The organism is Limibacillus halophilus (assembly GCF_014191775.1).
GTDB classification, from domain to species: Bacteria; Pseudomonadota; Alphaproteobacteria; order Kiloniellales; family CECT-8803; genus Limibacillus; species Limibacillus halophilus.
In genome coordinates, this window is sequence record NZ_JACHXA010000005.1 from 201,568 (window position 1) to 224,495 (window position 22,928).

General features: G+C 55.7%; 20 protein-coding genes. 19 read left to right on the forward strand and 1 reads right to left on the reverse strand.

Annotated features, from left to right (window positions below; all coding sequences use genetic code 11):
- The first annotated feature begins 8 nt into the window (after positions 1 to 8).
- The 4 genes from FHR98_RS10730 to FHR98_RS10745 are packed head-to-tail and all read left to right on the forward strand — an operon-like array spanning position 9 to position 2,930.
- Entirely contained in the window at positions 9 to 1,673 is a 1,665-nt protein-coding gene (locus FHR98_RS10730; protein ID WP_322091244.1) for a ribonuclease J, read from the forward strand.
- Between the two features lie 21 nt (positions 1,674 to 1,694).
- Positions 1,695 to 2,099 carry a methylmalonyl-CoA epimerase gene (gene mce / locus FHR98_RS10735; protein WP_183416683.1) on the forward strand — a complete coding sequence of 135 codons (405 nt, stop codon included), beginning with the start codon at positions 1,695 to 1,697 and terminating at the stop codon, positions 2,097 to 2,099.
- Between the two features lie 31 nt (positions 2,100 to 2,130).
- The gene (locus tag FHR98_RS10740) at positions 2,131 to 2,367 is read left to right on the forward strand and encodes a DUF1467 family protein (RefSeq protein WP_183416684.1); all 237 of its coding nucleotides are present in this window, start codon (positions 2,131 to 2,133) and stop codon (positions 2,365 to 2,367) included.
- Between the two features lie 17 nt (positions 2,368 to 2,384).
- Positions 2,385 to 2,930 (forward strand): DNA-3-methyladenine glycosylase I, encoded by a 546-nt coding sequence (locus FHR98_RS10745; protein ID WP_183416685.1) that lies wholly within the window; start codon positions 2,385 to 2,387, stop codon positions 2,928 to 2,930.
- 186 nt (positions 2,931 to 3,116) lie between these two features.
- Here FHR98_RS10745 and FHR98_RS10750 read toward each other — a convergent pair whose 3' ends face one another.
- Positions 3,117 to 4,403 carry an NCS2 family permease gene (locus FHR98_RS10750; protein WP_246377707.1) on the reverse strand — a complete coding sequence of 429 codons (1,287 nt, stop codon included), beginning with the start codon at positions 4,401 to 4,403 and terminating at the stop codon, positions 3,117 to 3,119.
- 253 nt (positions 4,404 to 4,656) lie between these two features.
- Here FHR98_RS10750 and proS point away from each other — a divergent pair, with 253 nt between their 5' ends.
- The 15 genes from proS (at position 4,657) to lpxD (ending at position 22,927) form a co-directional block, all read left to right on the forward strand.
- Complete coding sequence (proS, locus tag FHR98_RS10755) at positions 4,657 to 5,982, forward strand: proline--tRNA ligase (protein ID WP_183416686.1); 1,326 nt, start codon at positions 4,657 to 4,659, stop codon at positions 5,980 to 5,982.
- Positions 5,983 to 6,028: 46 nt separating this feature from the next.
- Positions 6,029 to 7,276 (forward strand): lipoprotein-releasing ABC transporter permease subunit, encoded by a 1,248-nt coding sequence (locus FHR98_RS10760; protein ID WP_183416687.1) that lies wholly within the window; start codon positions 6,029 to 6,031, stop codon positions 7,274 to 7,276.
- Positions 7,269 to 7,949 (forward strand): ABC transporter ATP-binding protein, encoded by a 681-nt coding sequence (locus tag FHR98_RS10765; RefSeq protein WP_183416688.1) that lies wholly within the window; start codon positions 7,269 to 7,271, stop codon positions 7,947 to 7,949. Before FHR98_RS10760 ends, FHR98_RS10765 begins: the two co-directional genes overlap by 8 nt.
- Before the next feature lie 61 nt (positions 7,950 to 8,010).
- Positions 8,011 to 11,478 (forward strand): DNA polymerase III subunit alpha, encoded by a 3,468-nt coding sequence (gene dnaE / locus FHR98_RS10770; protein WP_183416689.1) that lies wholly within the window; start codon positions 8,011 to 8,013, stop codon positions 11,476 to 11,478.
- Positions 11,479 to 11,686: 208 nt separating this feature from the next.
- Positions 11,687 to 12,550, forward strand: a complete 864-nt coding sequence (gene rpsB, locus FHR98_RS10775; RefSeq protein WP_183416690.1) for a 30S ribosomal protein S2 — start codon at positions 11,687 to 11,689, stop codon at positions 12,548 to 12,550.
- 47 nt (positions 12,551 to 12,597) lie between these two features.
- Positions 12,598 to 13,521, forward strand: coding sequence for a translation elongation factor Ts (gene tsf / locus FHR98_RS10780; protein ID WP_183416691.1), 924 nt, complete (start codon positions 12,598 to 12,600; stop codon positions 13,519 to 13,521).
- 82 nt (positions 13,522 to 13,603) lie between these two features.
- Positions 13,604 to 14,368, forward strand: coding sequence for a UMP kinase (gene pyrH, locus FHR98_RS10785; protein ID WP_322091245.1), 765 nt, complete (start codon positions 13,604 to 13,606; stop codon positions 14,366 to 14,368).
- 41 nt (positions 14,369 to 14,409) lie between these two features.
- Entirely contained in the window at positions 14,410 to 14,931 is a 522-nt protein-coding gene (frr, locus tag FHR98_RS10790; protein WP_221205854.1) for a ribosome recycling factor, read from the forward strand.
- A 5-nt stretch (positions 14,932 to 14,936) separates the two neighbouring features.
- A complete protein-coding gene (locus FHR98_RS10795; protein WP_183416693.1) occupies positions 14,937 to 15,680 on the forward strand; it encodes an isoprenyl transferase in 744 nt (247 codons plus the stop codon).
- Positions 15,658 to 16,491, forward strand: a complete 834-nt coding sequence (locus FHR98_RS10800; RefSeq protein WP_183416694.1) for a phosphatidate cytidylyltransferase — start codon at positions 15,658 to 15,660, stop codon at positions 16,489 to 16,491. Before FHR98_RS10795 ends, FHR98_RS10800 begins: the two co-directional genes overlap by 23 nt.
- Positions 16,484 to 17,662 (forward strand): 1-deoxy-D-xylulose-5-phosphate reductoisomerase, encoded by a 1,179-nt coding sequence (locus tag FHR98_RS10805; RefSeq protein ID WP_183416695.1) that lies wholly within the window; start codon positions 16,484 to 16,486, stop codon positions 17,660 to 17,662. The genes FHR98_RS10800 and FHR98_RS10805 overlap by 8 nt, the downstream gene beginning before the upstream one ends.
- A 151-nt stretch (positions 17,663 to 17,813) precedes the next feature.
- Complete coding sequence (gene rseP / locus FHR98_RS10810) at positions 17,814 to 18,950, forward strand: RIP metalloprotease RseP (RefSeq protein WP_183416696.1); 1,137 nt, start codon at positions 17,814 to 17,816, stop codon at positions 18,948 to 18,950.
- Between the two features lie 43 nt (positions 18,951 to 18,993).
- Positions 18,994 to 21,303 carry an outer membrane protein assembly factor BamA gene (gene bamA / locus FHR98_RS10815; RefSeq protein ID WP_183416697.1) on the forward strand — a complete coding sequence of 770 codons (2,310 nt, stop codon included), beginning with the start codon at positions 18,994 to 18,996 and terminating at the stop codon, positions 21,301 to 21,303.
- Between the two features lie 26 nt (positions 21,304 to 21,329).
- Positions 21,330 to 21,887 carry an OmpH/Skp family outer membrane protein gene (locus tag FHR98_RS10820; protein WP_183416698.1) on the forward strand — a complete coding sequence of 186 codons (558 nt, stop codon included), beginning with the start codon at positions 21,330 to 21,332 and terminating at the stop codon, positions 21,885 to 21,887.
- 23 nt (positions 21,888 to 21,910) lie between these two features.
- Positions 21,911 to 22,927, forward strand: coding sequence for a UDP-3-O-(3-hydroxymyristoyl)glucosamine N-acyltransferase (gene lpxD, locus FHR98_RS10825; RefSeq protein ID WP_183416699.1), 1,017 nt, complete (start codon positions 21,911 to 21,913; stop codon positions 22,925 to 22,927).
- Position 22,928: the final 1 nt, after the last annotated feature.

A 22,928-nucleotide genomic window follows, 5' to 3' on the forward strand; every position in this document is an offset into this window, starting at 1 on the left:
AGGTGAATGTGGCTGATTTTCCAGAAAAAGAAGCGCTTTATTTCCTGCCATTAGGCGGCACTGGCGAGATTGGGATGAATCTCAATCTCTACGGCCATGATGGCGCATGGTTAATGGTCGATCTAGGCGTCACTTTTGGTGACGAACGGGTGCCGGGTGTGGACTTGGTCATGCCTGACCCGGCCTTCATCGAGGCCAGACGAAAGGATCTCGTAGGATTGATCCTGACCCATGCGCATGAGGATCATCTGGGGGCCGTGCCATATCTTTGGGATCGCCTGGGTTGCCCCGTCTACGCGACGGCCTTCACCGCATCGCTCTTGCGCCGAAAGCTTGAGGAAGTCGGCTTGCTTGGTAAGGTGCCGATTCATGAGGTCAACCTTTCGGGGAGTTTTTCTGTTGGGCCCTTTGAGATCGAGTTGGTGACGTTGACCCACTCGATTCCTGAGCCCAACGCTCTGATCATAAAGACGCCTATGGGAACGGTCCTCCATACGGGCGACTGGAAGCTCGATCCAGAACCTCTGCTTGGCGATAATTTCGACGAGGCGCGTTTACGACGCCTTGCCGACGAAGATGTGCTCGCGATGGTCTGTGATTCAACCAACGCGCTCGTCGAAGGGGAATCCGGATCAGAATCGGGTGTCCAGCAAGGCTTGTTGCGGCTTATTAGTGGCCTTGATCAGCGTGTTGCGGTCGGTTGCTTTGCCTCCAATGTGGCCCGTCTGCATTCGCTCGGCCAAGTGGCCAGGAAGACCGGGCGTCGCGTTGCCCTGGTCGGCCGTTCTTTGCATAGAATGGTCGAAGCCGCACAGGAGACAGGCTATCTGCTTGATTTCCCGAACACTGTCGATGAGCGGGAAATAGGGTATCTACCGCGCAGCGAGGTCATGCTGATCTGTACTGGAAGCCAGGGTGAAGCGCGCTCGGCGTTGGCCCGTATAGCCCGCAAAGAGCATGCGCATGTGAAGTTGGAGGCTGGGGACGCGGTAGTGTTCTCTTCTCGAATTATTCCCGGCAACGAGGTCAGCATCTTTTCGCTGCAAAACTTGTTGGCGCTGGACGGTGTCCAGGTCTACACCGACGATGATCATCCTATTCATGTGTCCGGGCACCCGGCACGTGAAGAGCTAACCCAGATGTATCACTGGGTTCGACCCCGTATTGCCATACCGGTCCACGGTGAACCCAGGATGCTGCAAGAACACGCACAGTTGGCCCGGGAGTGCCAAGTTCCTGAAAGCATCATTTCGGCCAACGGCGACCTGATCCGGCTTGCCCCCGGACCCGCCGAGATCGTTTCACAAGTGCCGAGCGGCCGTTTGGCGTTGGACGGCCAAAAGGTGAGACCAATCGACAGCGAGGTTTTACGGAGCCGGGTGCGCATGCTCCATAATGGGTCCGCTGGCGTAACACTGGTAATCGACGAGGATGGTGAACTGCTCGCCGACCCTGTGATCTCCTGTCACGGGCTACTGGATGAAGAAGAGCAGGAAGCCAATATGGAGGATGTGGCTGATTACATTGAGCGGCAGATAGCAAGCCTGCGCAAATCCGAACGACGCAACGACGCAATCGTTACGGAAACGGCTCGCGTGGCTCTAAGACGTTCTTTTAAGCGGCTTACCGGAAGGAAACCTGTTACCCAGGTTCATGTCATCCGGCTGGAATAAAGCGATGAGGAAAGGGTTAGAATGATTGGACGATTGAACCATGTAGCAATTGCAGTCCCCGATCTGGAAGCAGCGAGCCGTCAGTATCGAGATGTTCTTGGCGCCAAGGTATCTGCCCCGCAGGACGAGCCTGACCACGGTGTTACGGTGGTATTTGTCGAGCTTCCAAACTCCAAGATCGAGTTACTTTATCCTTTGGGCGAAGGATCGCCGATCGCTGCCTTTCTGGAACGCAACCCTTCGGGGGGCATGCACCATCTCTGTTACGAAGTTGATGATATCCTCGCGGCCAGGGATCGCTTGAAAGCGGAAGGCGCACGGGTCCTGGGTGATGGTGAGCCGAAGATCGGCGCGCACGGCAAGCCGGTGCTGTTTTTGCATCCCAAAGACTTCTGCGGCACGTTGGTCGAACTGGAGCAGGTGTGATTGGCACCTTTAGAAAAGGCAGCTTCGAACGATGACGACCGTCACCGCGATCGTGCTCTATTTCATAATCTGGTGGGTTGTACTTTTTGCAGTCCTCCCCTGGGGCGTCCATCGGGCAAAGAACCCGGAAGTAGGGCATGACCCCGGCGCCCCCGAGCGCCCCATGTTGGTGCGAAAAGTCGTGGCTACGTCCCTTATCACCTTGATCTTATGGGGTATCCTTTACTACCTGATCGACAACAACATCCTAGTTTTCAGAGACCTATAGGCTGGAAAGGCGCTGTTATGGGACAGCATTACTGCGATGTGGCGCCGGGGCATCCGGTTCATGGGCATTACCATGATTATGAATATGGGTTTCCGATCGATGATGAATCGCGACTGTTTGAGCGCTTGGTTCTGGAGATCGCCCAAGCCGGATTAAGCTGGGAATTGATTCTGAAGAAGCGCGAAGGATTTAGACATCGCCTCGCAGGATTCGATGTCGATAGAGTCGCAACCCTCAGTGAAGCAGAACAGGCGGCGTTCCTGGCCGACCCGGGTGTGGTTCGGAACCGCCTAAAGCTCAAGGCCTTTATGCATAATGCTAGATGCATTCAAGATCTGCGGGCCAGCCACGGCGGGTTTGCAGGGTGGATAGCGGCCCACCATCCCTTGCCAAAGGAAGAGTGGATCAAGCTGTTCCGCAAGACTTTCAAGTTCATGGGCCCGGAGATCGTTGGAGAATTCCTTATGTCGACCGGCGTTCTGCCGGGGGCCCATCAGGCGAAATGTCCCGTGCAGCGCCGCATACTGGATGCGAACCCCTTGTGGCATCAGGAGACTAAGTGAGAGGAAAAGGAGCCCAGTGCGGCTGCTCCATACGGTTTCGCTGAATTAAAAACGGCAGGCTCCTTGAAGCCCGCCGTTTTCTATTTTTCCTCCCCAAACCCGAGCCGTGCTTTTGTCGACCGGATGAGGTTTTTTAATGCATCATCGGGCTAACGTCACGCAATATTTTGTCGTCAAACCTCGCTTTCACGTAATCACGTGTTTGAGGATGAATACAGCAGCGATGACATAAACTGCGATTGGACAGCTCGCACCCTTCCCGCTGAGTAACTTCGCCGCGGCATAGGTGATGAATCCAAGACCGATTCCCTCGGCAATCGAGAAGGTGAGTGGCATGGCGAGCGCGGTCACCACCGCCGGCGCATATTCTGTTGCATCGTCCCAATCGATTTCAGCGATACCACGCGCCATCATGCAGGCAACAAACAGCAAGGCCGGCGCGGTTGCGTATCCCGGAACCGTTTGCGCCAATGGTGCAAAGAAAAGCGCTAGTAGAAACAGGACCGCAACGACAACTGCGGTCAGGCCGGTCCGACCACCAGCCTTGATCCCGGAAGCGCTTTCAATATAGCTGGTCGTTGTGGAGGTGCCGAGGGCCGCACCGACAACCGAAGCGCCGGAATCCGCAAGCAAAGCTTTGTTCAAGCGGGGCAGGCGGCCCTGTTCGTCGAGTAAGCCAGCACGATGGGCAAGACCCACCAGTGTTCCCGCCGTGTCAAAAATATCGACAAAGAGGAAGGCGAAGACGACCGACAGCATGCCAATCTGCAACGCCCCGGCGATATCCATCGCAAGGAAGGTCGGGCTTGGGTCGGGCGGCACATCCATGATGCCGACAAATTCTGATACGCCCAACAGGATGCCGATAATCGTTACGCCGAGAATACCAAGGAGAATTGCGCCTGGCACCCGCAGGGAATCGAGAGCAACCATGGCCACGAATCCAAGGATTGCCAGCACGGCGGGCAGGGCGGTGACATCGCCCAGCGTCACCAAGGTCGCAGGGTGATCAACGACGAGACCAGCGTTTTTCAGTGCAATGATGGCCAGGAAAAACCCGATACCCGCGGAGATCGCCATCTTTAGCGTCTTGGGAATCGAGTTTATGATCCACTCGCGCACCGGCAGGATCGACAAAATGATAAAGAGTATGCCCGACACGAAAACCGCACCCAAGGCGGCTTGCCACGTGTAGCCCATCCCCAGGACCACGCCGTAGGTAAAGAAGGCGTTGAGCCCCATTCCCGGCGCTAGGGCGACCGGATAGTTGGCCAAGAGGCCCATGGCTGCCGTGCCGAACGCGGCGGCTAGGCAGGTGGCGACGAAGACCGCGCCAAAATCCATCCCCGCATCAGACAGGATTGCCGGGTTAACGAAGGTGATGTACGCCATAGTCAAGAAAGTGGTCAGCCCCGCGAGAATTTCAGTGCGGACTGTGGTGTTGTGTTCCTTGAGTTTGAATAGGCTTTCCATTTGCGCCCCCATTTTAGTCATGCTGCCCAAGCGTGAAACCGAGGCGCCGCCCCCAAGCCGCTACTTCGGTAATAATATTCTCATACACGCTAGGGAGGGTCATTGGGAAGTGCATCTTCCCTGAGTGTTTTCGTGGACGACCCGCTGGGCTGGAAACACTCGCTGGACAGGACTGCTCGCTTTGCCTACCTTCCGCCGCAGCAAGGCCTGCGCTATAAGCGCGGAATAGATATGTCAAAGAAGGCTAATCCTTATGCGCCTATCGCGTTACTTCCTGCCCACGATGAAGGACACTCCCGCCGAGGCCCAGATCGTCTCGCACCGCTTGATGCTGCGCGCCGGTATGGTGCGCCAAGCCAGTGCCGGAATTTATTCCTGGTTACCCATGGGATTCCGGGTTCTGCAAAAGATCGAACAGATCGTCCGCGAAGAGCAGGACCGGATGGGTGGCCAGGAAATGCTAATGCCGACCATTCAATCGGCGGACCTTTGGCGGCAGTCGGGTCGCTACGATGCCTACGGTCCTGAAATGCTTCGCATCACGGATCGGCACGAGCGGGAGATGCTCTACGGCCCGACAAACGAGGAGTTGATCACCAACATCTTCCAGGCCGAAGCGCGCAGCTATCGGGACCTGCCGAAGCAACTCTATCACATTCAATGGAAGTTCCGTGATGAGGTGCGGCCACGTTTTGGGGTCATGCGCGGGCGCGAATTCTTGATGAAGGATGCCTATAGTTTTGATCTGAATTATGACGGCGCTAAAGAGTCTTATAACAAATACTTCGTGTGTTACTTGAGGACGTTTGCGCGGCTGGGGCTAAAGGCAATTCCTATGGAAGCCGATACCGGCCCAATCGGCGGCAATCTCAGCCATGAATTCATCATTCTGGCAGATACCGGTGAGAGCGCTGTCTGGTGCCATAAGGATTTTGAGGACGCCGATGCTGCCAATCTGACAGTCAACTATGACGACTCTAAAGCTGTTCAGAGTGTCGTGGACCATTTCACAAGTCTTTATGCGCGTACGGACGAAAAGCACGATCAGGCGATGTTTGAATCGCAGGTGCCTGCCGATAAGCGGATAGAACGACGGGGTATTGAAGTCGGCCACATCTTCTATTTCGGCACCAAGTATTCTGATCCATTCGGTGCCGTGGTTGCTGCGCCGGATGGCGGTGAGGTGCCCGTCCACATGGGGTCTTACGGGATCGGTGTATCGCGTTTGGTGGGTGCAATCATTGAAGCCAGCCATGACGATGCGGGGATTATCTGGCCAGAATGCGTAGCGCCTTACAAGGTCGGCCTGGTGAACCTGCGGGTGAATGACGACACCTGTGTCGTTGCTTGCGATCAGGCTTACGCAAAGCTTCAGGATGCCGGGGTCGAGGTGCTTTACGATGACCGGGATGTTCGACCCGGCGCAAAGTTCGCCGATATGGACCTGATCGGGTTGCCTTGGCAGTTGGTTATCGGCCCGCGCGGGTTGGAAAAGGGCGTGGTCGAGCTTAAATCCAGGGCAACTGGTGAAAAGCAGGAAATGTCACTCGAATCAGCGCTCGCCAAGCTGAGCGCCTGAACCACTTGGGGTCATAGTGGCCCGTCGAACGCCTAGGGAGATACCCATGATCTTCGGTCTATTCGAGCGGATGGTTGCTTGGCGCTATCTCCGTTCGCGGCGACAGGAAGGTTTCGTCAATGTGATTGCTGGGTTCTCGCTGCTGGGAATCTGTCTCGGCGTGGCCACCTTGATCATCGTCATGTCCGTGATGAATGGTTTCCGTCAGGAGTTACTAGGTCGCATTCTCGGTGTGAACGGCCATCTGACGGTTTATTCAAGTGGTGGCACCATCAAAGACTTTGAGACGGCCGCCGACAAGGTTCGAGCTTTGGATTTCGTGATCCAAGCGACGCCTCAAGTACGTGGCCAGGCTATGGTCACGGCAGGCCAAGGTGCGTCCGGTGCCGTGGTGCGCGGTATCAGCCTGGAAGAGCTCCGTAATCGCAAAATCATAGCCGAAAACATTGTCGGTGGTTCGTTGGACGAGGTGGGTGAGAAGGATGGCCTTGTAATAGGCAGCCGCCTTGCACGCGCGTTCAATGTGGGGGCTGGTGGCAGCTTGAAGCTGGTATCACCCCAAGGAAACACGACGATGTTGGGTACGGTGCCGAGGATCAAGACATATCGCGTGGCGGCCGTCTTCGAAGTTGGCATGTACGAATATGACAGCAGTTTCATATACATGCCGCTGGAGGCCGCGCAGATTTTCTTTCAAGTGCCGGGCGCCGTCACTGATATCGAGGTTTTCGTAAAGGACGCGGATCGTATGTTCCTGGAGCGATCCAGGGTACGCGATGCCCTGGGGCCGACTTTCGTAACCCAGGATTGGCAGCAAACAAACTCTAGTTTTTTCAATGCGTTGCAGGTCGAACGTAATGTTATGTTCCTCATCCTTACGCTCATTATCGTGGTGGCCGCGTTCAACATTATTTCAGGCCAGATAATGTTAGTGAAGGACAAGGGGCGTGACATCGCAATATTGCGGACCATGGGCGCGTCGCGCGGCATGATCATGCGTATATTTCTCCTGAGCGGTGCCTCTATCGGTTTTGTAGGAACCTTCTTGGGGTTGGTTCTGGGGGTTGCCTTCGCCGACAATATCCAAACCATCCGCGAGTGGCTTGAAGGGTTGCTCGGCGCGACGGTGTTTGATGCTGAAATTTACTTCCTATCTCAGCTACCGGCTGTGATTGACCCAATGGAAGTGGTTTCTGTCGTGGCCATGGCTTTGGGACTGTCACTTCTGGCGACGCTCTATCCTTCCTGGCGCGCTGCGCGCCTCGATCCGGTGGAGGCGCTTCGTTATGAGTAACTCGGTGCTTTCGTTGACGGGGGTGCGCAAGGTTTTCAATCAGGGAGGCCGCAAGCTTGAAGTTTTGCGAGGCGCTGATCTGACTATCCAGCGTGGTGAAATGGTCGCCCTTGTCGGACCCTCAGGGGCCGGAAAATCGACGCTGCTGCAGATATGCGGCCTGCTTGAAGGCGCAGATGGCGGCGAAATATCAATTGACGGAAACCTTTCCTCGGGCCTGGGTGAGCGGCAGCGTACGGCGCTGAGGGGGCGAACCATCGGGTTCGTATATCAGTATCATCACCTGTTGCCTGAATTTTCTGCCTTGGAAAACATCGTGATCCCGCAGTTGATCGCTGACAGGCCGCGCGGCGTGGCCCGACAACGCGCCGAGGCGTTGTTGCGACAGGTGGGCCTGGAAGACCGTGCCGGGCATCGTCCCGGCCAGTTGTCAGGTGGCGAGCAGCAGCGTGTCGCCATGGCGCGGGCCCTGGCTAACGGTCCGGCCCTGCTTCTGGCTGACGAACCCACAGGCAATCTCGATCCAGGTACAGGGGACCGTGTTTTCGAGGTTCTAACCACTTTGGTTCGCGAGGAAGGTTTGGCGGCATTGATCGCCACCCATAATTACGATCTTGCCGCACGTATGGACCGCACGTTGTCTTTGCAGGATGGTCGAATCCTCGAGGGCTAGTTAATCTGGATGGGATCACCAGTAATCCACGTCGCGAACGCGCTGGGAGCGGTAAACATCGATGTCAGGTAGCGACTTCATTCACCTTCGTGTGCATTCGGCTTATTCGCTCTCCGAGGGGGCAATCAAGCTGAAGCCGTTGGTCGAACGTTGTCGCAAGATGGGGATGCCCGCAGTTGGAGTCACCGATACAGGAAATCTTTTTGGCGCACTGGAATTCTCTCTGGCCGCAACGGCTGCGGGTATTCAACCGATCATCGGTTGTCAACTATGGGTGACACGCAGCGATTCGACGGTAACCACGGGCGCTAAAAGGCCAAATCCTGATCAACTGGTTCTGTTGGTTAAGGACGAGCAGGGTTATCGAAACCTGATGCGTCTTTCAAGCAGGGCCTATCTGGAAACTGACGCCGGCGAAACGCCGCAGGTTGATATCGAAGCCTTGGAGGAATGCGGCGCGGGTCTGATCGCTTTGACGGGCGGCGCCAAGGGGCCGGTCAACCGGCTATTGAATGAAGGACGAGGCGCGGAGGCCGAAAGCTACCTGCTTCGGCTGAAAACCATTTTCAATGGCCGACTTTACATCGAAATACAGCGCCATGGCATCCAGGACGAGGTCGCGAGCGAGCCCGCGCTGTTGGATCTGGCCTACAGGCATGATCTCCCGCTCGTGGCGACAAATGATTGCTATTTTCTCGATGCACAGATTTACGAGGCGCACGACGCTTTGCTTTGCATAGCCGGTGGCGCTTATGTAACCCAGGAAGAACGGCGGCGGATGAATGCCGAGTATCGCTTCAAAAGTGCCGAGGAAATGCGGGCGCTGTTTGAAGACTTACCGGAAGCCGTCGACAATTCTGTAGTCGTTGCCCAGCGTTGCGCCTTTTTCCCGGAGACCATCAATCCGATTCTACCCGCCTTTCCAACGGCTGAAGGTCGCAGTGAGGCTGAAGAACTGCGGGCTCAGGCCGAGGCGGGCTTGCATAAGCGTCTGGAGGACCAGATTCTCACCGACGCTATGTCTCAGGTAGAGAAGCAGGAGGCCGAGGCACGCTACCGAGCGCGTCTTGATTTCGAACTCGACGTTATCGGACAAATGGGATTCCCCGGTTACTTCCTGATCGTCGCCGATTTTATCCAGTGGGCGAAGGGGCAGGGTATACCCGTTGGGCCGGGCCGTGGTTCGGGAGCCGGATCGCTCGTCGCTTATGCGCTAACCATTACGGATTTGGATCCGCTACGCTGGAACCTGCTTTTCGAACGTTTCTTGAATCCCGAACGCGTCTCCATGCCTGACTTTGATATCGACTTCTGCCAGGACCGGCGGGACGAGGTGATACGCTATGTGCAGAAGAAGTACGGGTATGACACCGTCGCCCAAATCATTACCTTCGGAAAATTGCAGGCGCGGGCGGTGTTGCGGGATGTTGGTCGCGTATTGCAGATGCCTTATCCACAAGTTGATCGTATCTGCAAGATGGTGCCGAACAATCCAGCCAATCCTGTGACGCTCGCACAGGCGGTGGACGGCGAACCTCAGTTGCAGGTCTGGCGCGATAGCGACGAACAGGTTGCCAAGCTTATCGATATTGGGTTGAAGCTGGAGGGATTGTACCGTCACGCCTCGACGCATGCCGCCGGTGTCGTGATCGGCGACCGACCGCTAACGGAGTTGGTGCCGCTCTACCGTGATCCACGCTCGGATATGCCGGTTACGCAGTTCAACATGAAGTATGTCGAACAGGCCGGTTTGGTGAAGTTCGACTTTCTTGGCCTGAAGACGCTGACGGTCCTCTCGCGTGCGTGCCAGTTGTTGGAAGAGCGCGGTGTTACCATTGACCTGAGCAAAATCCCGCTTGATGACAGCGGAACTTTCGAGATGTTGGGCAGAGGCGACACGGTAGGTGTCTTCCAGCTTGAATCTTCGGGAATGCGCGATGTCCTGAAGCGCCTGAAAGCCGACCGCTTCGAGGATATCATCGCTGTGGTCGCACTTTATCGGCCTGGGCCGATGGACAATATTCCGCACTACATTGCCCGTAAGCACGGTCAGGAGAAGCCGGATTATCTGCATCCCTCGTTGGAGGGAATCCTGAAGGAGACCTTCGGGATCATGATTTATCAAGAACAGGTGATGCAGATCGCACAGGAGCTTGCGGGCTACTCGCTGGGATCGGCGGATATGCTGCGGCGGGCCATGGGCAAGAAGATCCAGGCGGAGATGGATGCGCAACGGGAGTTCTTCGTCAAAGGGGCGAAGGAAAAGAATGTCGACGAGAAGAAGGCCAGCGATATTTTCGATCTGGTCGCTAAATTTGCTGGCTACGGTTTCAACAAGAGCCACGCAGCGGCTTATGCACTCGTCGCCTATCAAACAGCCTACCTGAAAGCAAACTACCCAGTTGAATTTCTCGCCGCGTCAATGACTTACGACATGAGCAATACCGACAAACTGGCGATTTTCAGACAGGAGCTGGATCGCCAGGGAATTCCTTTTTTGCCGCCGGACATCAACCGATCCCGTCCTGATTTCGCGGTTGAAGACCGCAAGGAAGGTGACCCGCGTAGCGGCGCCATCCGCTATGCATTAGCGGCTATTAAGAATGTCGGTGGTTCGGCAATGGCCGGCCTCGTCCAGGCGAGGGAAACCGGGGGGCCATTCAAGGACATAACTGATTTTGCGGAACGCCTGGATAACCATTTGATCAACAAGCGAGCGGTCGAGAATCTCGCTTGTGCAGGCGCCTTTGATGGCCTGGAGGCGAATCGAAGACGGGTTTATCAAGGCGCGGAAACCATCGTCCGTCACGCAGCCGCGGCGACCAGCGAGCGGGCTAGCAGTCAGGAGAGCCTCTTCGGCGGCGATCAGCAGATCGCGGGGATCAAGCTTCCAGCGGTTGATGATTGGCCGGCGATGGAACGATTAGCCTCTGAGTTCAATGCCCTGGGGTTCTATCTTTCAGCTCATCCTCTGGATTCCTACAACCTGGAACGCCTGCGGGTCGTTTCCTCTGGTCAGTTACAAGCGGTTTCTCGCCTGGAGCCGGGCCGGAAGCGTTTGGCTGGTATAGTCGTGGGGAAGCGCGAGTTGAACAACCGCAAGGGCCAACGCATGGCCTTTGTGCAGTTTTCTGATTTGGCCGGGGTGTTCGAGGTAACGCTCTTTTCCGAAGTGCTTGCCCAAGCGCGCGACCTGCTTGATCAGAACTTACCTTTGCTCATAACAGCCAATGTGGAAACGCGCGGTGACGACGAGCCGCGCATCACCGCCCACGAGATTGAACTGCTTGATCAGGCGATGGCAAAATCCGCCGCCGGCTTGCGCGTCTATCTACGAGACGATAAAGCCCTGACGTCCCTGCATAGTGTGCTTAGTAGAGAGGGGCGGGGTCGTAGTGAAGTCTCGCTGGTTCTCACGCTTGGCGATGGTCGGGAAGTTGAAATGGGCCTGCCCGGTGGCTTCAGCCTCTCGGCTCAAGGGCGTCAGGCCATCAAGGCCATACCGAATATCGAAGTACAGGATCTTTAGCAGCAGTTGAGAGCCGCCCTAGGCTTAGGCAAGCTTCTACGGCTCTTTTCCCTTGCATTTGCGCACCCAATAGGTATTTTCCGCGGCACTAAGGAATACGCACGCGGGTAATGCGGTGCGCCGGGGAGAAATCCCGGTGTTTCGCTCCGGTGTCCGGGATGTCCCGGATAATCCCCCCGCGGAGGCATAACCGGAAAAGAGGTACGACATGGCGCTTCCTAGCTTTACCATGCGTCAGCTGCTTGAGGCTGGCGTTCACTTCGGCCACACCACCCGCCGTTGGAACCCGAAGATGGCTCCCTTCATTTTTGGGGAACGTAACGGCGTTCACATCATCGATCTTGGTCAGACGGTTCCGTTGTTGCACCGCGCACTTGAGTTTGTCCACGGCGTTGTCGCGGGCGGCGGTCGCGTGCTTTTCGTAGGCACCAAACGTCAGGCGAGCGACAAAGTCGCGGAGGCCGCCAAGCGTAGCGGTCAGTACTACGTCAATCATCGCTGGCTGGGCGGTATGCTCACCAATTGGAAGACCATCTCCCATTCCATTAAGCGCCTCAAGGAACTTGAGGAGAAGCTTGGTGAAGGGAACATTGGCTTGACCAAGAAAGAGCTCCTTAACCTGACGCGTGAGCGCGACAAGCTGGAGCGCGCGCTTGGCGGAATCAAGGACATGGGTGGCTTGCCGGATGTGATCTTTGTGATCGACACGAACAAAGAACATTTGGCGATTGAGGAAGCCAACCGTTTGAACATCCCCGTGGTTGGCGTGCTCGATTCAAACTCCGATCCGGCCGGAATTACTTTCCCCATTCCCGGCAACGACGATGCTCTGCGTGCGATCGCCAGTTACTGTGACTTGCTTGCCGATACCGTTCTGGATGGTATCCAGGCCGAACTTTCTGCCAGTGGGACTGACGTTGGCGCCGCTGAAGTGGCGCCTGCGGAAAAGCTGGAGGAAGCCGCGCCTGCCGAGGAAGCTGCTCCGGTTGAAGCTGCTGCACCTGCCGAAGAGGCGGTTGCTGAAGAAGCTTCTACCGAAGAGAAATCAAAGAGCGAGAAAGAAAGCGCTTAAGAGATCAACCTCTTATGGTGGCATTTTAATAGAATAGGTGAATAAAAATGGCTGAAATCACAGCAGCGCAGGTCAAGGAGCTTCGCGAGAAGACCGGCGCCGGCATGATGGATTGTAAGAAGGCGCTTATCGAATCGGGTGCCGACCTTGAAGCGGCAGTCGATTGGCTGCGGAAGAAGGGCTTGGCCGCCGCCGCGAAGAAGGCAGGGCGTACCGCAGCCGAGGGATTGGTCGGTATAGCGTCCGCGGGAACCCGCGGTGCGGTGGTAGAAGTCAACTCGGAAACCGACTTTGTGGCACGCAACGATCAGTTCCGCTCATTCGTAAGTGCGGTGGCGGAAAAAGCGCTTGATGCGAAGGGGAATATCGACGCTCTCAAGGCCTCGGATTTCGGTGATGGTGATACGGTTGAAGCCGCGGTGAGCAAGCTCATTGGTACCATTGGCGAGAACATGAATCTGCGCCGGACGGCCTATTTGGAGGTCTCTGACGGTGTCGTGGCGAGCTACGTTCACAACCAGGAAGTCCCGGGGCTCGGCAAAATTGGCGTTCTGGTGGCTCTTGAGTCCACTGGGGACAAGGCCAAGCTGGAGGCGTTTGGTCGCCAGGTGGCGATGCATATCGCCGCCACTAACCCGCAGTCCGTCAACATAGACGAGTTGGACCCGGCATTGCTGGCGCGTGAGCGTGACGTGCTAAGCGAACAGGCGCGCGCTTCCGGAAAGCCTGAAGAGATCATCGGCAAGATGGTCGAAGGGCGTCTGCGCAAGTACTACGAAGAGGTTGTCCTTTTGGAGCAGGTTTTCGTCATTGACGGGGAGAGCCGTGTTGCCAAAGCGGTGGAAGGCCTTTCCAAGGACCTGGGCGCAGCCGTGAAAATCACGGGCTTTGTTCGGATGCAGCTTGGCGAAGGCGTCGAGCGAGAGGAAAAAGACTTCGCGTCCGAGGTTGCTGCGCAGCTTGGTAACTGACGCTTTGCGTTGCAGAACGCTTGTCTGATTGAGCGCCGCCCCCTAAAAAGGGCGGCGCTTTCTTTTGCAAAGGGGCGAAAGTATGTCCCACACCAGAAAACCGGGAGGAAACATGGGCGATAAGGTCAAATACAAGCGCGTCCTCTTGAAGATTTCGGGTGAGGCCCTGATGGGTCAGCGTGAATATGGGCTTGATCCCGACATGGTCGAGCGGATTGCTCAAGAGGTGCGCACGGTCCATGGGCTGGGCGTCGAGATCTGTTTGGTGATCGGCGGAGGAAACATCTTCCGGGGGCTATCCGGGGCGGCCGCTGGAATGGAACGGGCCACGGCTGATTACATGGGTATGCTGGCAACCGTTATTAACTCGCTAGCGATGCAAAACGCCTTGGAGCGGTTAGACGTTCCAACGCGTGTTCAATCCGCAATTCCCATGTCGACTGTGGCCGAGCCTTACATACGCCGCCGAGCGGTCAGGCATCTCGAGAAGGGTCGGATTATCATCTTTGGTGCCGGTACGGGGAATCCTTTCTTCACCACGGATACAGCAGCGGCATTGCGCGCATCGGAAATGAACTGTGATCTTTTGCTGAAAGGTACGAAGGTCGACGGTGTTTATGACGCCGACCCGGTTAAAAACCCAAGGGCGAAGCGCTATGATCGACTGACCTACCACAGAGTCCTGACGGAAGATCTTGGTGTAATGGATCATTCGGCGATCTCACTCGCTCGGGAGAACCGGATTCCGATCGCAGTTTTCTCGATTAATCAGCCCGGAGCTTTTGCGGAGGTGATTGCAGGGCGCGGACAGTTTACCATTGTTTCAGACAGCAAATATCGGGAGTGACAACCGTGGCTGACGCAAACTTAAAAGATATCGAACATCGCATGGACGGGGCGCTTGAGGCCTTGCGGCGCGAATTCGTCGGCCTGCGCACAGGACGTGCATCGGCAGGGCTTCTTGAGCCGGTCATGGTCGATGCGTACGGCAGCTTGATGCCATTGACGCAAGTCGGCACCATCAGCGTTCCAGAACCGCGCATGATCACGGTTCAGGTTTGGGACCGATCGTTGGTGCAGGCGACCGAGAAAGCCATTCGTGAGTCCGATTTGGGTCTCAATCCTGCCACTGATGGTCAGTTAATAAGAGTTCCAGTTCCAGCGCTCAATGAGGAACGCAGACAGGAACTGACTCGCGTGGCCGGGAAGTATGCCGAGCAAGCGAGAGTGGCGGTTCGCAATGTTCGCCGCGATGGTATGGACAAGCTGAAGAAGCAAGAAAAGGATCATGAGATTTCTCAGGATGAGCACAAGCGTTTGGCAGAGCGAATCCAGGAGTTGACGGATTCTCACATCAAGAAAGTCGATGAAATGCTGTCGAGCAAGGAAGCGGAGATCATGCAGGTCTGATCGGAATGGCAGCGATTGAACCCAAAGCACCTGAAGGCGGTACGATGCCCGGGCACGTTGCCATTATCATGGATGGCAACGGTCGGTGGGCCAAGTCGCGTGGCTTGCCCCGTTCAGCCGGGCATCGACGGGGTGCCGAGGCTGCGCGCGGCTGTGTACGAGCCGCCGCCAATTTAGGAATCCGCCACCTGACGCTGTTCAGTTTCTCGGCGGAGAATTGGAAACGTCCACTGGAGGAGGTGGACGAATTGATGGGGCTACTGCGCTGGTATTTGAAAAGTGAGATTGACGAACTCCACAACAACGGCGTCCGATTGCGCGTGATCGGCGATCGATCGCGCCTAGCCACCGATATTATCAAGCTTATAGAGGAAGCCGAGGCTCTAACTTCGGAGAATACCCGCCTCAACCTCATGATAGCCCTGAGTTATGGTGGGCGACAGGAGGTCGTCGCAGCAGCTCGCGCCTTGGCAGAACGCGTTAGTGCCGGTGAACTGACGCCGGATGAAATTGATGCAGAGCAGTTTCAAGCACATCTCTACACGGTCGATTTGCCTGACCCCGATTTGATTATCAGAACCAGTGGAGAGCAACGCATTAGCAACTTCCTGATATGGCAATCGGCCTATAGCGAGTTAGTATTTCTCAATACCCTTTGGCCGGATTTCGGCGAAGCTGATTTCCTTGCCGCGATTGAAGAGTATCAGACGCGGGAAAGGCGCTACGGTGCCAGCATCTCCCGAACATAACCCAGGACCCAAGGCCTCTGGGCTCAACGTTCGGGTGATGGCGTCATTGTTGTTGGCGCCGCCTGTAGTGTTGGCAATCTATGCCGGCACACCTTTCATCGAACCCTTGATTATCATCAGCGCAGGGATCATGGCGCGTGAGTGGGGACGACTATGCTGCCGGAGCGGCCCTGAACGATCATCTTGGGTTATGATGGTCGCCGTGATTGTTCCCTTGTTGGCGTTGCCCGCCTTTGGGGTTTCGCTGTCGTGGCCGTTGTTACTGCTCGGCGCTGTGGTTGCCGCCTTGTTTGCAGCAAGAGACCGGGCTGAGCCCCGGTTGGTGATTCTGGGAACGCTCTACATCGGTGTGGCTTGCCTCGCATTCTTGCTGATACGCGGACATACGCCGGATGGTCGTTTCCTTGCCTTATGGCTCGTCGCGATAGTCTGGGCGGCAGATAGCGGCGCCTATCTTTTCGGTAGGGTCATTGGCGGGCCCAAGCTGGCGCCAAAAATCAGCCCGAAAAAAACATGGGCTGGCTTCACGGGAGCCATGATCATGGCAGCTCTAGTGTCATGGATTTTCGTACAAGTGGTCGGTGCCTGGTCATCCATGGCGCTGGTTTTAGCGGCTGCAGGCCTTGCCGCAATCGAGCAGGTCGGGGACCTACTGATATCAATGCTGAAACGCTACTTCGGGGTCAAAGATACCGGCGCCTTGATACCGGGGCATGGTGGGCTGTTGGACCGCACCGACGGCCTCTTGCTGGCGAGTGTGGCCGCTGCCGCCTATATAACGCTGGTGGGGACTGGGGGGATGCATGACTGACGGTTTGCCCCGTTGCTTGACGATACTGGGCTCCACGGGCTCCGTTGGAACCAGTACGCTTGATCTCGTTTCGCATCACAAGGATCGTTTCCAGATTGCGGCTCTGACGGCAAACAACAATATTGAGCTTTTGGCCGCGCAAGCGCGGAGGTTCAAAGCGCGATTCGTGGTAACGGCGGACGAGGCCCGGTACGCAGATTTGAAATCCCTGCTATCGGGGAGCGGCATCGAAGTGGCCGCCGGTCGTGAGGCATTACTGGAAGCCGCAAAACGTCCCAGCGACCTTGTGATGGCCGCAATCGTCGGTGCCGCTGGCCTGGCGCCTACGCTCGAAGCCGTGCGGCGTGGCTGCATTGTGGCGTTGGCAAACAAAGAAACCCTGGTTTGTGCGGGCGATATCATGATGCGAGAGGTTGCTGCGCACGGCGCAACGCTTCTGCCGGTCGACTCAGAACACAACGCTATTTTTCAGGTGCTTGATCGGACCCAACCGGAGACCGTTGAGCGCATTGTCCTGACAGCATCGGGCGGGCCATTCAGAGGTTTTGATCAAAGGGGAATGGAGCGCGTAACGCCGGCGCAAGCAATCGCCCATCCGAACTGGGACATGGGCGCCAAGATCTCCGTCGATTCGGCAACAATGATGAACAAAGGCCTTGAACTAATCGAAGCGCACCATCTTTTCGGGATGCCTCAGGAGCAGATTGAAATCCTTGTGCACCCGCAATCGATTATTCATTCAATGGTGGCCTATGTGGATGGAAGCTTGTTGGCCCAACTAGGCGCGCCAGACATGCGTATTCCCATCGCCTATGCCTTGGCCTGGCCAAAACGAATGCAAGCACCGGTTTCGCGTCTCAACCTGGCAGACCTTGCACAACTAACTTTTGAGAAGCCCGATCCGGAACGCTTTCCGGCACTTTCGATATGCCGTGACGCTTTGGTTGCCGGTGGTTGCGCCCCAACGGCTTTGAATGCCGCAAACGAAATCGCTGTCGAAGGGTTCCTGGCCGGTCGCCTGGGATTCCTGGAAATCGCCAAGCTGGTTCGGCAGATAGTCGAATCGTTCGATTGGCCGACTCCCAATTCGGTAGAAGATGCGTTGCTCGCGGATGAAGAGGCGCGGCGCATTACCCGTGATGCGCTGAGCACGGCCCTGCAGCAAGCTTGAAAGATGTGGAAATTCCGTTGGATCTTACTATTTGTGTAAGGACTTCAGCCGTCGATGCACTCTGTTGTAGGATTCCAGGGATGTCGTGGTGCTGGACAGTATTGATAAATATATGCAGTCTCTCTCGAAACCATCTCTGGAGCTCTGAAACATGCTATCGGTCCTGAACGGGTTTTGGGAAATTGTAGTCCCGTTCCTGGTAATTCTTTCAATCTTGGTGTTCGTTCACGAGATGGGTCACTACCTCGTTGCGCGCTGGAATGGCGTGCGAGTCGAGGTTTTCTCTATTGGTTTCGGTCGAGAGATATTTGGCTGGAATGACAAGAGCGGAACGCGCTGGAAGATTTCACTTTTGCCGCTTGGCGGCTACGTGAAAATGTTCGGCGACAGTGACCCGGCCAGTCGCCCGGATGAGGGTGTGCAGGAGATGTCGCCAGAGGAAAAGGCGGTCTCCTTCCATCATAAACGCTTGGGACAGCGGACCGCAGTCGTGGCTGCCGGTCCGATCGCCAATTTCATTTTTGCCATCATACTGCTTGCAGGGCTGTTTCTGGCTTATGGCCAGCCCTTCACGCCGCCTGTAGTAGGGCAGATTCAAGAGGGCAGCGCCGCTCAAGCCGCAGGTTTCCAACCGGATGACCGCATCATCAAGATCGATGGTGAAACGATCGAGCGCTTCGAGGACATTCAGCGGCTGGTTATCTTGAATCCGGGAACGGAGCTGCAGGTCGACGTTCTTCGAGACGGATCGGTACTATCGCTTCCGGTTACGCCACAACAGGTCGAGATCGACGACAACCTCGGCAACAAGCGCATGGTGGGACGCCTGGGCATCACCCGCAGCGGAGTCGAATATCGCTCGCTGGGACCGGTTTCGGCAATCGGTGTTGCTTTTACCGAAACCGGTAACCTGGTGGTTGGGACTTTGCGAGCTGTTGGGCAGATCATCGTGGGTGATCGCAGCACCGAAGAACTGGGTGGGCCGATTCGCATTGCTCAGATGTCCGGGCAGGCTGCCGAACTAGGCATCTCAGCGGCACTTTGGTTCGCAGCAGTGCTCTCGATCAACCTCGGTTTGATCAATCTTTTCCCTATTCCGATGTTGGACGGTGGACATCTGATGTTCTACGCCTTTGAATGGGTGCGCGGTCGACCATTGGGTGAGCGGGCGCAAGAATATGGTTTCCGGATAGGGTTGGCTCTGGTATTGAGCCTCATGGTGCTTGTCACTTGGAATGATCTGGCCAGCCTAAAGGTTTTTGATTACCTGATTAATCTGATCTCTTAGGTCTTTGTTTGGGTTCAGGGCAGCGTTCCTTCAAGTAGACCGAATGACGAAGGGGGAAATCTTGCGGATCGCTCGAGCTATCGCCAAGAGACTTTCATTTCTTGCTCTTGCGCTGATGCTTTTGCATACAGAAGCGGGTAATGCGCAATCGTTGCTAGAAGGCGGCACGATTGAGGAAATTCGCATTGAAGGATCGCTGCGAATAGATCCCAGAACTATCCGCTCCTACATGACGGTGGATCCCGGTGATCCATTCGATGCGATTGCGTTAAATGAAACGCTGAAACGCCTGTTCGAGACTGGCTTCTTCGCCGACGTGGCTTTGCGCCGCGAGGCTGATTCGTTAGTCGTGGTAGTCGAAGAACACCCGACCATCAATCGTATCGCCTTCGAAGGTAATGACAGGATTGATGATGAGACCTTGCAGTCGGAAGTCGAGCTGCAGCCAAGCCGGGTCTTTACACGTTCCAAAGCACAGAGCGATTCGGATCGTATTCGTGACCTTTATCGGCGTCAGGGACGATTTGCCGCGACGGTTGAGCCCAATATCATTCGGTTGGAGCAAAATCGCGTCGATCTCGTTTTTGAGATCGACGAAGGGCCCAAGACAACAATCAGCGCCATTAACTTCATCGGTAACAAAGCATTCTCGGACGGTTCGCTGCGTTCGGAGGTTCTGTCCGATGAGTACAGTTTCTGGAATTTTCTGACGACGACAGATACCTATGATCCGGATCGTCTCCAGTTTGATGAACAGTTGCTTTCAGACTTCTACAAGGACGAAGGATACGCCGACTTTAAAGTACTCTCGACGTCTGCCGAACTGACGCCGGAGCGCGACAGCTTCATCATTACTTTCGTTTTGCAAGAAGGCGAAAGGTATCGCTATGGCAGCATTGATGTCGCGACGACTCTTCGCAATCTAGATGTCGAGGCTGTACAGGAAGCTATCCTCACAGAAGAAGGCGAATGGTATAGCGCCAAAGAAGTCAGCGATACGGTCAGCAACCTATCAGATCAGGTGGGGACGTTAGGATTTGCCTTCGTCGATATCACACCGCGCGTCGAACGCGATCTTGAGAACAAGCTGATCAATCTTGTTTACGAGATCAACGAGGGTCCAAAGGTTTTTGTCGAGCGTATCGACATATCCGGCAACACCCGGACACTTGACCGCGTAATCCGGCGTGAGTTTCAGGTCGTAGAAGGCGATGCCTTCAACGCGACAAAAATTCGTCGGTCCCGTGACCGGATTCGCAACCTCGGATTCTTTGAGACGGTAGAGGTGGATTCTCAGCCGGGAACAACACCGGATCGCACCGTCATTGATGTGGAAGTTACGGAGCAGTCCACCGGGGAGTTTAGTTTTGGCGCTGGATTTTCAACGTCGCTCGGTCCCATTGGTCAGGTTGGCGTTCGTGAACGCAATCTGCTGGGTAAGGGACAAGATTTGCAGATCAACCTTTTGATAGCAGGGTCCCGGTCTCAGATCGACCTGAGCTTCACGGAGCCTTACTTCCTGGATCGTAACTTGGCTGCGGGCTTCGATTTGTTCCGGGTCACGACCCAGCAAGACGAAAGCTCTTTTGACGAAGAGCGCACGGGCGGCGGTGTGCGCGCGGGTTATAATTTAAGCAACGATTTGCGCCAGCTTTGGGACTACACGCTGACGGTTCGCAAAATTACCGACGTCGATTCCACAGCTTCCACGGCCATCAAGGCGGAAGAAGGAGAGACAGTAAAATCTTCGTTGGAGCACAGCCTGCGTTATTCGACGATCAGCAATCGGCTTTCACCAACCGATGGCGTCAACGTCACGTTTGCAACCGAGTTGGCGGGCCTAGGTGGCACGGAGTATTTCGTCAAGAATCGGGTTGATGCGAACTACTATATTCCGGCTGCGGAAGATGTAGTGATCCGTCTTGGTGCCCAAGCGGGTAACATTACCTCATTGCATGATGATACGAGCGTCAGCGATCGTTTCTTTGTTGGTGGTGCAACGTTCCGTGGCTTTGCGATCGGTGGCGTCGGTCCGCGTGACACCAATACCGATGATTCGCTGGGCGCTGAGAACTTCGCGGTCGGCACGATTGAGGCGACGTTCCCGTTGGGGTTGCCGGAATCGATCGGTATCAAGGGACGGTTATTCACAGACTTCGGCACAGCATTTGATACGCCCAGCATCACAGGCGCAAACATTGCCGATGAGTCCAGTCTTCGTGCGTCCGTTGGATTCGGGTTTTCCTGGTCATCTCCTCTTGGCCCATTGGCGATCGACTTCGGTTTCCCTGTGGTTAAGGAAGATTTCGACGACACCAGCATCCTTTACTTTAGCCTCGGCACGCAGTTTTAGTGGCCATGCGCCGTTTGGATAATTGAGTGAAACGCCTGCTTCTTAGCGCTCTTTTGTTGCTGTCTCTGACGACAGGGAGCACCTTTGGGGCTGACAAGACATCAGGAGACACCACGGGCAGCAGTCCTAGCTACCTGGTTGCCGACCTGCAGCAGATTTTACGAGAAGCTTCGGCCGTTCGAGCGCTTCAGGTTGAAATGGAACAACGCAGGCGAGCGTTACAGGTTCGGATCCGTGAGCAGGAAGAAGAACTTCGGGACGATGAAAGGCTTTTGGTGGAACGCCGCAGTTCGTTGACGAACGATGAGTTCGCAGCAGAGCGGGCAACATTCGAGGCGAAAGTGGCCTCGGTTCAGAAGAGTATCCAGGGATCGAAGCTTGATTTGGACCGGCTCTATGCTAACGCCATGGCTGGTATTCAGGAATCTCTGATTGTCGTTATTCGCCAAATCGCTGAAGAACGAAATGCCGACTTGGTATTATCGAAATCCACCGTTGTGATCGTGCGTCCAGCATTGGAAATCACGGACGAAGCTTTAGGTCGTTTGAACAAATCTCTTCCTGCTGTAACCTTGCCTGAGTAAATCAAAGGCAGGAATTAGAACGGATGCCAGATCCGCGTTTCTTCGATCGTAGAGGGCCCTTCGCACTCGCTGAACTTGCAGAGATCACGCAAGGCGAGTTGGTGGGCGATGAAGCCTTGTTGATTCACGATGTGGCGCCTATAGCGCGCGCGGCCAAAGGCGAGTTGACCTTCCTGGATAACAAACGTTATTCGGCAATGCTTGCAACCAGCGCAGCATCTGCCTGCGTTCTAACGCCTCAACAAGGCGAGAGGGCCCCAGCGGGAATGGCAAAAATACTGACAGCCCGCCCTTATCATGCCTACGCAAAAATCGCCGCTCACTTCTATCCGGAGCCACCCGTGGTGCCCGGTCGGCATCACACCGCTGTCATTCATGAAGGCGCGATAGTTGGTGAGGGGTGCAGTATCGGGCCCTACGTGGTTGTGGAAGAGGGCGTCGAGATCGGTGAAGGCTGCGAAATAGGCCCTTACTGTTATTTTGGGCGTAGTGTCGTCATCGGCTCGGCATGTCGGATTGGGGCTAGCGTATCCATTTCGCATAGTATTGTTGGTGAGCGGGTTACCATCCACCCCGGCGCGCGAATCGGACAGCGAGGGTTCGGATTTGCGACCGGCGCAGATGGGTTTTTAGATATTCCCCAACTCGGTCGCGTGTTGATCCAAGATGATTGTGAAATCGGCGCCAATGTCACGATTGATCGTGGAGCAGGGCCGGATACAGTCGTCGGCGCAAATACAAAGATCGATAATCTTGTGCAACTTGGGCATAACGTCGACATTGGAAGAAATTGCATCCTGGTCGCTCAATCAGGTGTGGCAGGAAGCACCAAACTTGGTAATTTTGTCTCTCTGGGTGCCCAAGCAGGGGTTGCAGGGCATCTGGAGATGGGGGATGGGGCGACACTGGCCGCTAAGTCTGGTTTGATGGCAGACGTACCGGCAGGTCAGACCGTGGGCGGCCTGCCGGCGATGCCTTTGCGGGAATATTTCAAGCTTGTCGCACTTTGGAAAAGACAATTGCGTGGTAAGGACAAATAGG

Coding starts and splice junctions, on each gene's coding strand:
- mce (WP_183416683.1), top strand. CDS start 1,695: ATGATTGGACGATTGAACCATGTAGCAATTGCAGTCCCCGATCTGGAA.
- FHR98_RS10740 (WP_183416684.1), top strand. CDS start 2,131: ATGACGACCGTCACCGCGATCGTGCTCTATTTCATAATCTGGTGGGTT.
- FHR98_RS10745 (WP_183416685.1), top strand. CDS start 2,385: ATGGGACAGCATTACTGCGATGTGGCGCCGGGGCATCCGGTTCATGGG.
- FHR98_RS10750 (WP_246377707.1), bottom strand. CDS start 4,403: ATGGAAAGCCTATTCAAACTCAAGGAACACAACACCACAGTCCGCACT.
- proS (WP_183416686.1), top strand. CDS start 4,657: ATGCGCCTATCGCGTTACTTCCTGCCCACGATGAAGGACACTCCCGCC.
- FHR98_RS10760 (WP_183416687.1), top strand. CDS start 6,029: ATGATCTTCGGTCTATTCGAGCGGATGGTTGCTTGGCGCTATCTCCGT.
- FHR98_RS10765 (WP_183416688.1), top strand. CDS start 7,269: ATGAGTAACTCGGTGCTTTCGTTGACGGGGGTGCGCAAGGTTTTCAAT.
- dnaE (WP_183416689.1), top strand. CDS start 8,011: ATGTCAGGTAGCGACTTCATTCACCTTCGTGTGCATTCGGCTTATTCG.
- rpsB (WP_183416690.1), top strand. CDS start 11,687: ATGGCGCTTCCTAGCTTTACCATGCGTCAGCTGCTTGAGGCTGGCGTT.
- tsf (WP_183416691.1), top strand. CDS start 12,598: ATGGCTGAAATCACAGCAGCGCAGGTCAAGGAGCTTCGCGAGAAGACC.
- pyrH (WP_322091245.1), top strand. CDS start 13,604: ATGTCCCACACCAGAAAACCGGGAGGAAACATGGGCGATAAGGTCAAA.
- frr (WP_221205854.1), top strand. CDS start 14,410: ATGGACGGGGCGCTTGAGGCCTTGCGGCGCGAATTCGTCGGCCTGCGC.
- FHR98_RS10795 (WP_183416693.1), top strand. CDS start 14,937: ATGGCAGCGATTGAACCCAAAGCACCTGAAGGCGGTACGATGCCCGGG.
- FHR98_RS10805 (WP_183416695.1), top strand. CDS start 16,484: ATGACTGACGGTTTGCCCCGTTGCTTGACGATACTGGGCTCCACGGGC.
- rseP (WP_183416696.1), top strand. CDS start 17,814: ATGCTATCGGTCCTGAACGGGTTTTGGGAAATTGTAGTCCCGTTCCTG.
- bamA (WP_183416697.1), top strand. CDS start 18,994: ATGACGAAGGGGGAAATCTTGCGGATCGCTCGAGCTATCGCCAAGAGA.
- lpxD (WP_183416699.1), top strand. CDS start 21,911: ATGCCAGATCCGCGTTTCTTCGATCGTAGAGGGCCCTTCGCACTCGCT.